At 43.6% G+C, this 14,004-nt stretch carries 15 protein-coding genes; 6 read left to right on the top strand and 9 right to left on the bottom strand.

Annotation, left to right across the window (positions count from 1 at the left end):
- Nucleotides 1-31: 31 nt before the first annotated feature.
- Nucleotides 32-865: an archaetidylserine decarboxylase gene (gene asd, locus JMX18_RS08305; RefSeq protein WP_201586749.1), complete on the bottom strand. Its 834-nt coding sequence runs from the start codon at nt 863-865 to the stop codon at nt 32-34.
- Nucleotides 866-977: 112 nt separating this feature from the next.
- Between asd and dtd the strand changes: the two genes are divergently transcribed.
- Nucleotides 978-1,430: a D-aminoacyl-tRNA deacylase gene (gene dtd, locus JMX18_RS08300; RefSeq protein WP_201586748.1), complete on the top strand. Its 453-nt coding sequence runs from the start codon at nt 978-980 to the stop codon at nt 1,428-1,430.
- 117 nt (nt 1,431-1,547) lie between these two features.
- On the opposite strand, the gene JMX18_RS08295 is transcribed toward dtd, so the two are convergent.
- Entirely contained in the window at nt 1,548-2,141 is a 594-nt protein-coding gene (locus tag JMX18_RS08295) for a M23 family metallopeptidase (RefSeq protein WP_227674612.1), read from the bottom strand.
- A 140-nt stretch (nt 2,142-2,281) separates the two neighbouring features.
- Here JMX18_RS08295 and JMX18_RS08290 point away from each other — a divergent pair, with 140 nt between their 5' ends.
- Nucleotides 2,282-2,977: a putative quorum-sensing-regulated virulence factor gene (locus tag JMX18_RS08290; RefSeq protein WP_201586747.1), complete on the top strand. Its 696-nt coding sequence runs from the start codon at nt 2,282-2,284 to the stop codon at nt 2,975-2,977.
- On the opposite strand, the gene JMX18_RS08285 is transcribed toward JMX18_RS08290, so the two are convergent.
- Nucleotides 2,967-3,902: an alpha/beta hydrolase family protein gene (locus JMX18_RS08285; RefSeq protein WP_201586746.1), complete on the bottom strand. Its 936-nt coding sequence runs from the start codon at nt 3,900-3,902 to the stop codon at nt 2,967-2,969. The genes JMX18_RS08290 and JMX18_RS08285 overlap by 11 nt on opposite strands.
- 310 nt (nt 3,903-4,212) lie before the next feature.
- On the opposite strand from JMX18_RS08285, the gene JMX18_RS08280 reads away from it, so the two are divergent.
- Nucleotides 4,213-4,896, top strand: coding sequence for an LOG family protein (locus JMX18_RS08280; protein ID WP_201586743.1), 684 nt, complete (start codon nt 4,213-4,215; stop codon nt 4,894-4,896).
- Nucleotides 4,897-5,018: 122 nt separating this feature from the next.
- Here JMX18_RS08280 and JMX18_RS08275 read toward each other — a convergent pair whose 3' ends face one another.
- Nucleotides 5,019-6,656: an FAD-dependent oxidoreductase gene (locus JMX18_RS08275; RefSeq protein WP_201586741.1), complete on the bottom strand. Its 1,638-nt coding sequence runs from the start codon at nt 6,654-6,656 to the stop codon at nt 5,019-5,021.
- A 553-nt stretch (nt 6,657-7,209) separates the two neighbouring features.
- Between JMX18_RS08275 and JMX18_RS08270 the strand changes: the two genes are divergently transcribed.
- A complete protein-coding gene (locus JMX18_RS08270; RefSeq protein WP_201586739.1) occupies nt 7,210-7,644 on the top strand; it encodes a COG4315 family predicted lipoprotein in 435 nt (144 codons plus the stop codon).
- Nucleotides 7,645-7,970: 326 nt separating this feature from the next.
- Complete coding sequence (locus JMX18_RS08265; protein WP_201586737.1) at nt 7,971-8,243, top strand: type B 50S ribosomal protein L31; 273 nt, start codon at nt 7,971-7,973, stop codon at nt 8,241-8,243.
- A gap of 127 nt (nt 8,244-8,370) precedes the next feature.
- Here JMX18_RS08265 and JMX18_RS08260 read toward each other — a convergent pair whose 3' ends face one another.
- The 4 genes from JMX18_RS08260 to JMX18_RS08245 form a co-directional block, all read right to left on the bottom strand.
- Nucleotides 8,371-9,261 carry an SGNH/GDSL hydrolase family protein gene (locus JMX18_RS08260; RefSeq protein ID WP_201586730.1) on the bottom strand — a complete coding sequence of 297 codons (891 nt, stop codon included), beginning with the start codon at nt 9,259-9,261 and terminating at the stop codon, nt 8,371-8,373.
- Nucleotides 9,255-10,652: a nicotinate phosphoribosyltransferase gene (locus JMX18_RS08255; protein ID WP_201586728.1), complete on the bottom strand. Its 1,398-nt coding sequence runs from the start codon at nt 10,650-10,652 to the stop codon at nt 9,255-9,257. Before JMX18_RS08255 ends, JMX18_RS08260 begins: the two co-directional genes overlap by 7 nt.
- 124 nt (nt 10,653-10,776) lie before the next feature.
- Nucleotides 10,777-11,832 (bottom strand): bifunctional nicotinamide-nucleotide adenylyltransferase/Nudix hydroxylase, encoded by a 1,056-nt coding sequence (locus JMX18_RS08250; protein ID WP_201586726.1) that lies wholly within the window; start codon nt 11,830-11,832, stop codon nt 10,777-10,779.
- Between the two features lie 117 nt (nt 11,833-11,949).
- Nucleotides 11,950-12,597, bottom strand: a complete 648-nt coding sequence (locus JMX18_RS08245) for a dual specificity protein phosphatase family protein (RefSeq protein WP_201586724.1) — start codon at nt 12,595-12,597, stop codon at nt 11,950-11,952.
- Between the two features lie 192 nt (nt 12,598-12,789).
- On the opposite strand from JMX18_RS08245, the gene JMX18_RS08240 reads away from it, so the two are divergent.
- Nucleotides 12,790-13,257, top strand: a complete 468-nt coding sequence (locus JMX18_RS08240; RefSeq protein WP_201586714.1) for a CinA family protein — start codon at nt 12,790-12,792, stop codon at nt 13,255-13,257.
- 88 nt (nt 13,258-13,345) lie between these two features.
- Here JMX18_RS08240 and JMX18_RS08235 read toward each other — a convergent pair whose 3' ends face one another.
- Nucleotides 13,346-13,975 (bottom strand): glutathione S-transferase family protein, encoded by a 630-nt coding sequence (locus tag JMX18_RS08235; protein WP_201586706.1) that lies wholly within the window; start codon nt 13,973-13,975, stop codon nt 13,346-13,348.
- Nucleotides 13,976-14,004 lie beyond the last annotated feature (29 nt).

Here is a 14,004-nt window from a genome sequence, read left to right as displayed (position 1 = left end):
ATGAGTTTTGCTAAGCTTAACGCATAAACCGCTAAGCCTTAGCTGTGCCTAATAACTGCCCCATCTGCACCACACTATCGGCATGTAAACCCTCTAGCCAGTCGGTTTTTGCCGCTTTGGGCATCACTACAATTGCGGTTGAGCCTAAGTAAAAACGCCCAAGCTCATCCCCTTTTGCCAGTTTCATACTGTGCGGGGATTCTTGAATATCATCTTTACGAATGATTCTGCCGGTAGCAACGGTTTCGATACCCGCAACAATCATGGCGCCAACCATAACCACCGCCGCTGGACCATACTGGGTATCAAACAGGCACACCAAACGCTCATTGCGGGCAAATAGATCCGGTACATTGGCAGCAGTGTTATTATTGACCGAAAACAGAGTGCCGGGAACATAACGAGTCTTAGTCAAGATGCCATCAAAGGGCATGTGAACACGGTGGTAATTGCTCGGGGCTAGATAAACCGTCGCAAAGCTGCCGTCAGTGAACAACTCTGCATCAGCGCTATCTGCCAGCAACTGGCCAATATCATAATGGCGACCTTTGGCTTGTAGTAGTTTATTTTTATCAATTTGTCCCAGCTGCGATATCACCCCATCGGCCGGACTGGTTATCGCATTTGGGGTACTATCGATGGGGCGTGCATTATCTTTTAATTCTCGAGTAAAAAAGTCATTAAAGCTTTCGTAAGCATTAAGGCTTTGGCGCTCATATTCATCTAAGCTAACCCCGTAAGCCTTTGCAAAGCTGCGTATAAAGGTCTTTTTAACGACAGGATGACGGCTCGCAGCTAAGCGTCCAGCAACCTCACTGAGTTTTTTTTGCGGGACAAGGTGCTGCATAGTAGTAAATAAAGTCATAATAAAGCTACCAGTATTTTTAGAATAAGAATATAAACAAACAAATGAATATTAGTATTTTATCATGAACCGCTTATCAGCGTCTGTTCATAATCTGCTACGGAGGAAAGGAGTGAAAGCACTTATTCAACGAGTTAATACCGCCAATGTGAAGGTAGAAGGGCATTGTGTGGGTGCTATTGAGTATGGCGTGCTGGCTTATATTGGCTTAGGACATGAGGATAATCTACAAAGTGTTCAGCGTATGGTGGATAAGATTCTCACTTATCGCATTTTTGAAAATACAGCCGATATTGATAAATTAGGCAAGTTGGACCTGAACTTGCAGCAGGTAGAGGGCGGGCTGTTATTGATACCGCAGTTTACTTTGATGGCCAAGACCGATAAAGGCCGCCGCCCTGACTTTGGCGCGGCGATGGCACCTGATAAGGCAGAGGTTTTATTTAATGAGATGGTTGCCTATGCTCAAACCCAGTATATCAATATTGCTAGTGGTCAATTTGGCGCGAATATGCAAGTAGAAAGTATCAATGATGGGCCGCTAAATTTTATATTAGAAGTGTAAATTATTAGACATATAAACCCACTCTCAACTAGCTAGCTTTTTTGACGTAGGCTGGGTTTTTAACCCAGCTTAAAAACATTCATATTAAGTTGAGAGTCAGGTGCATATAAGTTTAAGCTATTCAGGCTTTATCAGTAAGGGATAAGGGTTGACCGCTTGCCCGTTAATATAGATACCATAATGCACGTGCGGCGGTGTCCCTTTAGCATTACCGCTATCCCCGACATAGCCGATCGTGTCACCCACATCAACCCAGTCATTGGGCTCAATATCAGCATAATCTTCCAAATGCGCATAATAATGCCCCGCACCGCCAGGCCCGACGATGACGACGACGCGGCCGCCTAAGTTATTATGACCAACTCTTCTAACAATACCTTGCGTGGTGGCTTGAATCGGGGTGCCACGATCCGCAAATATATCGATACCCTCATGACTACGGCCTTGACTACGTGCCGCGCCCCAAGTGTCTGTCAAGTGCTGCCCGGGTAATGGGCTGGGCAGACTATTCTCTGTAGGTAGCTCTTGCTGCATAAGACTAAGCTGCTGCCATTTTGCTATGATAAAAGACTGGGTTTGTTGGCTAATATCAGGTAGTAGCTTATCGAGCACAAACAACAAAGCCATCAATATAACTGCTCTGATAGCTAGGCTTACCAAACGGCTAAAAAGCGATGGTTTTGACGGCTGACCTTGTTGGTTAGTTGGCATTAATGTCTCTGTTACTCAAATAGTTTTGAGTCGCATGATTGTTTATAGTTGATATCAACTTATCAATTTCATTCTGTGTTAATTCTATATTATATAGGTTCTGCTATGACTCACCTTTTAGCTTATAACGGTTTTGATTTATGAACAACCCTGCCACCGCGCTTATTATCGACACCGAAACTGACCAAGGGCGTGACCCACGGCCTATTCAGGTAGCAACTATCAACGTGGCTACCGGTTTTGAGTGGATGAAATATTTTAATAGTGGTCGCTCGATATCACCCGTTGTGATTAAAATTCATGGCATCACTGATGCTGATGTCGCCGGTCTTGAGCGCTTTGAGTTGGCGCAGTTTGAGCTGCCAGAGTACCTTATCGGCCACAATATACGCTTCGATTGGCGAGTAATTGGTAGACCCTCTACCAAGCTGATTTGCACTGTGAGATTGGCGCGCGTGGCCTTTCCAGAGTGGCGTTATTATAGTCAGTCTAAATGTATCGAACAATTACTAGGTAAGGCTGAGGCCAATCAAATGACCATCGCCGCTCACGATGCGTTAGGGGATGCACGCATGTGTTATCTGCTGTATAAAGCGTGCTGCGAGCGTTTAGAGATTGAGCCGACTGATTTTGCCGCAGCTCATACCATTTCCAACACTGCCCATCCCATTAGCAAAATGCCTTTTGGCAAATATAAAGGTCAGCTAATCAAAGAAGTGCCCATCGGCTATGTAAAATGGATGCTGGGTAATATTCACAATCTGCAGCCGTCACTTTATTCAGCTTTGAATAAACGTTTAGAGGCTGAAAAAAGTGACTTATCGTTTAGGGAGTAGTTTGGTTTTTATTTAACCAATCCACCGCCATTTGCCAAAGCTCCGGTGCTTTGGCGTAGGTTTTACTACTAAAATAACGCATATGACCGATATGATTAAGACCAAAATCCTTTGGGTGTAAAAACCTTTTTTCTACTGGCATTTGCGGGAAGACCCTTATCATGTCATCCATATTTTTACTATTGGCGATATCGTCATCACTAAAGCCCAGCCACAGTGCGGGCATATCAATCTCATTATAGAAATGGTTATGAATGGTTTTGCCCAACACGGTTTTTATGTAGCCGGCGCCATTACACCACTCACGCCATTGCCGAGCCACACTGCGAGGTAACGGCTCACCCATGCCGATTTTATCAGCGGGCGTGTAGCCTAAGATTAAGTTACCCAGAGGAATAAATACATCCATAAAGCCCATCGCTTTGGCTTTATAAGGCATAGCCATATTTTTGATTTGTCCTGATGAGCACGCCACATTGAACACGGAGTCGATGACTTTATAGTTGGGCATCAGTCCAATGAGCTGACCACCCGCACTATGACCAAGCAGATGATAACTGGCGTCTGCAAACTCCTGTTGTAGAGTATCAAGGACGGCTGGCATATCATGACGTCCCCAGCTTACTAAGGAGGCATCAGATTTAGCCAAATCGGTAGTGAGCGACTCGCTAATACCTTCATTGTCAAAGGTAATGACTCCAAAACCTTGATTGGCCAAAAAGCTAGCAAAGCTGTGATAAAACTGACGCCTGATACCGGTTGCAGGCGCAATCATTACCGCTTTTTTTACCGCATTGTTAGGACGATAAATGGTGGCTGCTAAGGGTTGATTACGCTCGTTGATAATGGTTATTGGAGTTAATGAATGCGTATCGTTACTCTGGCTCTGCTGGCCTGCTGCCGATAAGGTATGATTATTAGACATGTTCTTCCTTTAATTTGATAGACTTTATCGTTTTTATTAACTTACAAAATGTAGTTACTGCGTAGTGCTAAATCGCCGCTATTATATGATGGCACGATGGCTAATATGTAATAGCACGGCTTATGTTAAGATAAATACTGAAAAGAGTAATCCAATAATAGTAGATACAAAATATTATCTCTCTCTATTATAAGTAACAAGAAGATATTAAGAATGGCGGGTCAACACGGTCTATTCAACGCTATAAATTAGCAAAAATAATTTAGATAAACCACTCAAAGGCTAAACTAAGTAAAATTAAGGGCGTTATATGCAAATGAAAATTAATAATCAAACTTATGAGGTATTAACCGGGCAAGATATTGCGCATATTGAAAAGGCGGTAGATAGATCAAGTCTTACTATGCCGCTAGTTGCCGTTTATTGTGGCTCACGTTTGGGTAATGGTGAGCTTTATGAGGCTGCCGCACGCGAGCTGGGTCGGGCTTTAGCGCGTAATCACTTGGGTTTGGTTTATGGCGGCGCTAGTATTGGTTTAATGGGCGCAGTAGCCGATGAAGTCATTGATGGCGGCGCCGAAGCAGTTGGGGTAATTCCAACCTTTATGCTCAAGCATGAGATAGCGCATCAGGGGCTGACACGCTTGCATTTCACCGATACTATGCACACCCGTAAGACAGTAATGGCAGAGTATGCCGACGCTTTTATTACCCTCCCAGGTGGACTCGGTACTTTAGAAGAGATCATGGAAATTGCGACTTGGCGGCAGCTATATCAACACGAAAAACCAATGATTATCCTTAATATCAATGGGTTTTATGACCGTCTGATTGAGCATTTGAAATTCACCGCTGAGCAAGGTTTTATGAAGCAGCAAGACCTCGATCGGTTGATTGTTTGCAATACTATCGACGAAGCCGTTGATTTATTGCATAAGATTGTCAAAATTGACGATGAGGTTGATACCGACAAAATGGCTGGGAATAAGCGTTAAGTTGATGCTTTAAGCACTATTAAGGGGTATAAAAAAGGGAGCAAATAGCCAGTAATGGGTTATTTGCTCCCTTTTGGTTTTAGTAATCACTAATAAGACATAAGGAGATGTTGAAGCTAGCGTTAACCCTGAATCGGAGTCAAGTCATCTAACGCTATCTCACGGATGCTATGATTAACGCCTGCCATTGCTAGCGGAAATCCACGTTCGCCTGCCAGTTTGCGGGCAACATTGTCGATAGTAGTGCTATCATTATGAACGAGATAGTCCCATTCATGATGATAGCGGTGGTGATTAGCCGTCGAATTGTTATCTAATAGTCCTAACTCTATTAATTGACTGACAATCTCATCAGCGGCAATCAAGGTTGAGGACGCTTTGACGTTTTCGGCGCGCGCATAACTAAGATTGGGGTACAAGCTCACATCAGCCACCCGTAAGGTATCATCCTCTCCCGGAATTTGTTGACCACCATACAGAGCGTTACCAACGGTGCGAGCACTATTAAAAGTCGGGACGAATTCGGCCACATAATTGATCGACTGCTGGCTACGCGCTTGTAGTGGGGCTTTATCCCAGCCATCTTCGATATAATGCAAGTATTCAGCTGGCAGCTTGGGCTGGGCGCTGGCTGTGGAAGATGCTACTAATCCATCATCGAATAAAGTAATGTCTTTACTCATACCGTGAATCTGAAAATAGCCGCCTGGATAAGGGGTTAACTGCGCCATACCATCAGGGGTGCCACGCTGCCCATAGATAATAATCTCTGGAATCTGACCACCGGCATCATCCCAATGAGTAATATAAGAGGACTTAAACTCAACCATGCGCTTGACATCAACCCCAACCATATCATCAATGATACCGGTACGAAAACCGCAAGCATTGACCAGATAATCGACCTCAATAGACTGAGTTTCAGAGCCGTCAAAGTCGTTTGTCTTATTCTCTTCGCTGTTTTGATTAGCATTTTGCTGATAATCGATACGCCATTTCACCACATGGTGATCGGCATTGGTACAATTCTCACACCCAACCGCTACTACTTGCTGAACTCGGGTATCCGTGTAAACATGAGCGTTATCATAGCCTTCGAGCGCCAACTGCGCTGAAGCGGCTAGACGAAAGATATTCCAGCCGTATTCCTGAACTACAATGAGCGGATATTTAACTTTATTTAAATCCAAATATTTGGCAACCGGTATCATCCATTCATCAACGCAGGTTGGCACCGCCACTTGTTCACGCTCTGATAGCTCAATCAGCTGCTCTTGGCTGTAGAGCTGGTAGTATTCTTCAGGCTCACCCAAAACTTTATTATTAACATCACGTTCAATCAGCTCACGATAAGCGTTGGTTAAAATATCGAGACGCGGTAGCAAATCCTCGGGCGTGCCGTCATCACGAGTCGGCACTGCAAAAACTGTCGGACGCACGTCGATGGTATAAGGGTAGAGGCGCAAGATATCGATACATTGCTCTAGCAGCGCTACACAGTCTTCATCTGGAATCTCACGGTATAAGTTGCCACCCGCGTGCAGATGGCACATGGGCGGGCCATCGATAAGCGAGGTTTTCTTTTCAAGTATATAGGTCTCAAGTCCAAGCGCCGCAAGTCGTATGGCTATCGTCGCACCTGCTGTGCCGCCGCCTAAAATACCAACCCGTTTCGCGGGTGTTTGATTATTTGCAGCGCTAAGCCCATTATCAAATGCGGTATCAGCCTTGAAGGCTTGGTCTTTTAAAGATTGAGTCATTATTTTGGTCATATCCTTATTATTAGCAGCCGTTGGCAATAGTTTTTATTTTAGAGCTGTTGCTAGCGGCTGTTTTTAATCGTATGGTGTTTACCGAGGTAAGACTATTGATATGTGTATGGAGAGCGCTAAGTTCAATGTAGATAACAAACCGCTACAGTCACAGTTTTTATAAAAATGTCTATCAACAATAGATACAGTCTACGGAAGTTTATCCTAGTTTATAAGTAGATAAATGAGTAACTTTTGTCAATAGATATAGATAAATGGTACTAAATAATAAATATTTCTAATGTGTTTTTAGTTAACAATAAAGATAAATAATTCTTAGTAAGAATAAAAAGTGGTTGGCACCTATAAATAGAGTGTCAACTTAAAGTAGTAAGCCATTTTTAGTTTTATTAATTTATAGTTTTTGTAAGTTTATGCTTTAGGAAAATTAATCCATTAAAGCTTGTGCTATATTGAAATAGTTCAACAAATGGCACCGCTTAGCTTAGGCTGGATGCTCTTTAGCAGTTACTTTTATTTCAATAATGATAAGGAAGTTATTATGAAGCGTATTTTGATGTTATCGGCACTAACAGGAGTTCTGGCCGTCAGTGGTTGTACGACTATGAAAAATATGGTTGGTATGGACACCACAGGGACACACGAAGTCAAGTCTACCGCCAGTAATACAGTACCCGTAACCAGTAAAAACGGTGTGCTAGTTGATTCAAAAAATCACATGACGCTATATACCTTTGACAAAGACAGTATGAATAAATCAGAGTGCGGCGCAGCTTGCTTGGTTGCGTGGCCAGCATTTAAAGCACCCAGCAACGCTAAAGCCACCGGTCAGTTTACCGCCTTCCAGCGTGAAGATGGCAGCTATCAGTGGGCAGTCAATGGCAAACCGCTATATTTTTATGCCAATGACACCAAAGTAGGTGACGTCGATGGTGACAATAAAGGCGGCGTCTGGCACGTGGTTAAGACCAAATAAAAACGTAGTGAAAACAATAAAAAAACAGTAGCATAGATAGCTACTGTTTTTTATTTAAGCAAAATATCATCAATCTGATAACGCCTGGTCTATCCTAGAAATGTAACTTGCATCAAATTCCAAAAACCGTTAAAATCTCGGTTTCATTTTCCCGCTGGGGAAAGGCTAAGAGAGCAGAGGTATGGTGTCGGGTGCTGGAATAAGCCAGTGATGCGATTGCCAGCTTTGAGATGTCCTTAGTGCCTCAGTTACGTGTGCTCAGTTTGGTATATTATTAATAGCTATGCCAAGCGTACTTTGCATACATCGGACCTAGAGAGTTTATTATGCGTAAAGATATCCATCCTAATTATCAAGAAGTATTATTCCACGACACTAACGCTGACGTGTATTTTTTGACTCGTTCAACCGCTAATACTAAAGCGACTCGTGAATACGAAGGTAAAGAATACCCATACTACCCACTTGATATCTCAAGTGCCTCGCATCCGTTCTATACTGGCGAGCAGCGTAAAAGCTCTACTGAAGGTCGTGTTGCTAGCTTTAACAAGCGTTTTGGTGCTTTTGGTGGCCGTAGCAAAAAATCTTCTGCTGAGTAAATTTTCTCATTTATTAGACACCAATTTTATTAGATGCCAATATTTTTAGTAAAATCATAAAAAAACCGCTGAATAATCAGCGGTTTTTTTTGTTTGATTTTGCGTTGTTTTTGAGCCAGCCTTTCTATTAATTCGATAAATTATTATTGGTATTAGTAAGTAACTGAGCGATCAGATCGCTTAATTGCAGTGCCCAGTAGCCGTAGGTAATAGAGCTGGGGTGAAAGCCATCACGAGCAAACATAACGGTGCCATCTATAGGCTCGCCATTGCTATGCTCTTCGGCCATACGTGCAAAGTCAGCTGCCATATAGTATACGCCGTCATGTTCGCTACAAACTTGCTGCAATATATCATCAAGCTTCGTGGCTTTGGCACCGATAAAGCCGTTTAGCGGTGAGGGCAAAGCGGGCATTTTTGCCATTGGGGGCAGGCTGGAAAATATCAGAGTCTTGACCTTAAATTTGCGCTTGGCTACGGCAATAATCTCCTCAAGCTGTTGTTGCCAAGTCTCGGTAGCGACGTTAGCAGTAGTGTCATTTACCCCAAGACTGAGTATCATCACATCAATAGCTTCATTGGGCGTGGGCAATACATAAAGCCTACGCAAAATATCAAAGCTGGTATGGCCGGTCGTCGCTTGCAGTGACCAGTCCAGCTGAGCAAAGCTTGAATCGATGGCGGGCTGCTGCTGTAATGCCGGAATCAATTTACCTGCCAATGCATCGGTTTGCGTGTCACTACCAACGCCCGCTGCCGATGAATCACCAACAATCATAAGCTGGAAGGTTGGCAGATTATCATTTGCAGCCTCGGTTACGTTTAGCTTGACGCTGCCATGACGCTCGCCTTCAGGTTCTGGTAAACGTACGGTATCGCGCTTTACTTTGTGCCCTTGGTACAGATAAATGGGAGCTAGGAGCACATCCTTGGCTATAGCTGCTACTTTGGGGGTTGCTGCTGCTTTAAAGCCAAGAGTGGTTTGTTCTGTAGTTTTTTTATTAGTAGCCGTTACCATCCCGTGCGCTCCCGAATAGTAGTCAGACTATCGTCAACCAATAATTTGCCATCGACAAACACGTCTTGTAATAGATTATCCGCCGGATTTTCTAAGGCTTGTTCTTTAATAGTGTTAAGCGTGCCGTTACTGTCTTTAACCAGCGCCAAGCGGCCTTTTTTGGAGCGTTTAGCACGGCTAGTTATGGGGTCTTTAAAGATATCTATCCATTCGCCATCGATTTGGATAGCGCTGGCTTTCATCGCCCAGCTCATGGTGTCACGGTTGACTTGCTGCAGCAGACCGCCGCCCATGCCAAAGGTGACGTTTTCCGCACTAAAGCCAGCTTCCATAATAGTATTAAGTATTTTGCCTAAACTTTGCGGATTGATACCATCGCCTTGAATGAGACGTATATAGTCAGGCAAGACTTTATAGCCCTTACTATTAATGGTGGTGCCAAACTTCACTGCTAGGCGCTCCAGCGCTTCACGTACTACTTTAGCCGGATCGCCGCTATCAGGACGGATCACTAGGGTGCCGCCCATAGTTTCAACCTTATCTTTGAGCGCATCGCCCCAGATATTATCTATAGCATTCCATAAGTCATAGCTGTCAGAGACTACCGCCACGGTATTGCCGTCCCCACCGAACTGATCCAACATATTCTCATAAGCCTGGGTTTCACGCTGGCGTCCCCAAGCAGTCATGGTACTGTGCTCAGCGGCAGGAATAGAGAACGCCGGCATGTCTTTATCCATACCGTACCAGCGACTGGCGGCAACCAATGCCGTCATGCTATCGGTACCGGAGAAATTGACCAGATTAGCAAGGCTACCGAGTGCAGCGGTCTCCATGCTGGAAGCCCCGCGCGCACCAAAATCATGCAGTTTAAAGGGTAAGCTGTCAGTATTATCAGCAGATTTCTCTAGCGCCGTTTTGATCACGTTTTTGCAATAGTAAGATAAGCTAGCGACGGTAGAAGGGTACCAAATAGCCCGCAGCAGGGTAGTCTCAAGGTAGCTGGGTAACCAGTAAAATTCAGGATCCGTATTGACGATTTGGCAGACCACGTTTGATACCGGTACGATACTGCCTTCCGGAAGCGCTTGAATACGTATAGGCAGATAACCGCCATGTTTTTCGACCAAGCGCTCCCAACCGGCTCGATTAAAGGGTAGACCGTGCGCTTTGATGACCATTTCAGCTTCATCAATATGAGTGCTGGTAATGGGCGCTTGCAAATACTCTTTAATAAAGGCTTGCAGGCCAAAAAACACCGTATCGTAGTCACCTTTACGAGCTTCAACGTAGCTTGACATATATTCACTACCCGGCGGATATTGTAGCCAGTGTGAGGTCTTATAGCTGTCTGAATTTAAGATTAAATTATTAAAACTACCAGTGTACATCACAGAACTCCTCTGCTTTAATATGCTGCAAACCATGCAGCGAATGGCCTTTGCCGTCTATCGGCTCAGTCGACATTTTTTAGAGAATTAATATAAGTGCCTAAAGCTCAAGTAGAAAAAACCATTACAATCCAACCATCTTGGTAATAATCGCATAATGGTCTTCAAACATCATCTTGGCATCAAGCTCAGCCAGCGGTAACCAAAAGGCTCGAGCAGCATCGTCACTACCTTTCACTTTTGGCAAACCTTTAGCATCGTTCTTTAATTGCAAATAAAAGGCTTGGGTAATGGTGCGTCCACGCGCCGAGCGGTAGGGATCATCAAAGGTATGCTGACTATGAAAGGAGCCACGTAATACGGGTTCTGGTACTTTAAGACGGGTTTCTTCACGTAGCTCACGGATACAGGCATCGAACAAGGTTTCTTTGGGATTAATAAAACCACCCGGCAACGCCCAGAGTCCACGTCCCGGCATACTCCGGCGCTCGACCAGTAAGATATGCCCTGACTGCACTACCAGCGCATCAGCGGTCATAAAGGTTGGCGGATAAGGCGCAGACTCCCATTGCTTCTTATATTTATCGATAAAGCCCGCTTCTTCATGCAAGCGCTGATAATCAGCGGTTTGCTTAAATTCATTCAATACTTCACGGGTCGATTCTGGCGTACGCTCAGGCGTTGGGGTAGCGCCCATGAGATAACTGTCACGAATGGGGGTTGACGATAAGTTTTTATAGCTGGGTACTGACAGTGATTTCCAATTGGGAAATAAAGATAAATAATAAGAGGAGTTGTCTTTTGAATGACCAATCAAACCGATATTAGCATTTAAGTCATGGGTTACGGACTTGACCCCAGCTTGGACGTATTTTAGCCAGCGTGTATCGTTATACAGAGCATCATCGAGACCAACGCAGTGGATGCGAGCCGCTTGTTGATCTGAAAAGGCCCCTTTGATCATGGCAGTACGTTCAGCGACTGAAAAAGGATTGCGTAAACTGCGCGGCAAGTTAGCAGAGCCGATAAGCATAATCACGTTTTCTGCACATTCTAAGGCTTTATCAATAACCGCCTTATGACCAAAATGGAATGGCTGAAAACGCCCGATAAATACCAGATACTTATAAGGCTTAGCGTTTAACTCATCTATATTATTTTTAGTTTGTTCGGCACTCATAAACGCAACTCCTTGCAGCAAATCTATTAATCGTTTATCGACTAGGGCACAATGACGCTAATACTGCCACAGCCGATGACTGGCTGACAAGTGTAAAGATGTTTTAGGATGCTACGGTTATAGTTGTTCACGTACCGCATTGAGCGTTATAGGGTCTAGCATTTTTTCAAGATTTATCCAAATGGGATGATAGCCATACCCTCCAGCCGTCATCTCCTGCTTGGCATCCTCAATCGACCAGCCTTGCTCAATAATGCGATACATAGCTACAATCAATCCTGTTCGATCCGCGCCATGATAGCAATGAACCAAAACTCGCTTGTTTTGATCTTGTAGAGCCTTTATCTGGCTGAGTACTTGTGCAATCTCCTGCGGCGTTACATTCCATGCTTTAAGAGGTTGATTGTATAAAGTCACGGACGTATCTTCAACGATCTTATCTAATAGCTCATCGTTTGCTGTTTGATTGAAGTAGCGCAGATTAATAATAGCGTCAATATCATTATCTATTAACAATGGAATGTCAGCTAAACCCAATTGCTCGCTGCGAAATAATAAATTATCAACCTGATATAAATTAACTGAATCGTCAATTTCGATTGCGCTCTCGGGTAGAGGCACGACCTCCTGATTGGGACTACAAGCAGTTAACTGGCAGCTTACTAGTAGACTTATGAGGCTCAGACTCAGTGCTGATTTATAGCGCTGTCGCCAATGCTTAGTTGGGCGGTTATTGATCAAGCGACTACTAGATAATGGATTCATGGTTGACCTTAACTTACTAAAGTTATGTAATAAATAGGCTTAACTATGTCTATTCATTGACAACGAATGCTGGCAGAGTTAACACCATACTATCAATGAACGCTGGCTTTTAATAAAGGGATAGGCTGCCCTAACACCTTATGATAACCACATCTATAATACACAAGACTAATCGACTTTATGGAGCTCATCATGTTTGATAAATGTGCCAAACTATTAGCAGAGAACCAGCTAACCATTACCTTTATTGAGAGTGCAACGGCAGGCTATCTAGCGCATAAATTTTCACTCACCGATTATTCAGGTGATATATTGATGGGTGGATTGGTTTGTTATGACGACTGGGTCAAAAAGAATGTGTTAAAAATTTCTAGCCAAATAATGAGCGAGCATACCTCTGAGTCGTTAGCTGTCACTAGAGAGTTGATAAAGAAGTCTAAAGCTATCTTTGAGTCCGATGTTTATGTCGCTTGCACCGGCTTAGTAAAAGAAGGCGGCTCTGAAACCATAGAGAAGCCTGTCGGCACGTTTTTTTACTGTATCGATTATAAAGATCAGATTTATGACTTTCATTGCTTTTGTGAGGGTTCGCCAGATGAGAAGCTGAGTAATTTAAGTGCTCGTATTTGTAAGAGTATTATCGAGGTTGTGGCAGGGTGAGGCGCTGAGAATATAAAAAACCTCTCTAAAAGTTAGAAAGGTTAGATAATAAAAATTTTGGTTATAAAATTTTCTCAATAATTAGTATCTACAGCGATTCAATCTTCTCTAAACCTTGCTGCTCAATAACGGCTGTCAACCCTTCGTCAGCTTCAATACGCTTGATAAAGCCGTTTAGATTATTATATTTAGACAGATCAATCTCAAACTTCTTCGCCCATGTTAAGGTGATATAAAGATAGATATCGGCTGTGGTTTTGCTGCCCGTTAGATAATCTTGCTTGCCCAGTTGCTCGTTTGGCAATCTTAGCAGGTGCGCAATATTTTCTTTCGCCTTAGCTTTTAACTGCTGCTGTGCAGACTCATCTTCAATAAAGCCCTCAGGACCGAAGAGCGGGGCAAATGCTTTATGCAGATCTGCGTTCAAGAAAGCTAACCAATGCATCAGCTGACCTTTTTCGGCAGGAGAGTCGTTTTTACCAAAAATATGAGCATCAGGATAGCAGGCATCAATATAAACCTGAGTAGCAATGTTTTGGGTGATAATCGTAGCGCCATCTACTATCGATGGTACTGCACCTTGCGGATTGATACGTAAGTAGGCTTCTGACTTGACAGAGTCATGATCTAAAAGCTCCAGCTCATAATCTGCGTCGGCCCACTCAAGAGCGGTATGCGGAACCACTGCACAGGTACCTGGAATCACGTATAACTTCATAACATACTCCTTTATAATTGTTTATTTAT

The organism is Psychrobacter jeotgali (genome assembly GCF_904846315.1).
Lineage (GTDB): Bacteria > Pseudomonadota > Gammaproteobacteria > Pseudomonadales > Moraxellaceae > Psychrobacter > Psychrobacter jeotgali.
This window is presented reverse-complemented; position numbering and strand designations above follow the sequence as displayed.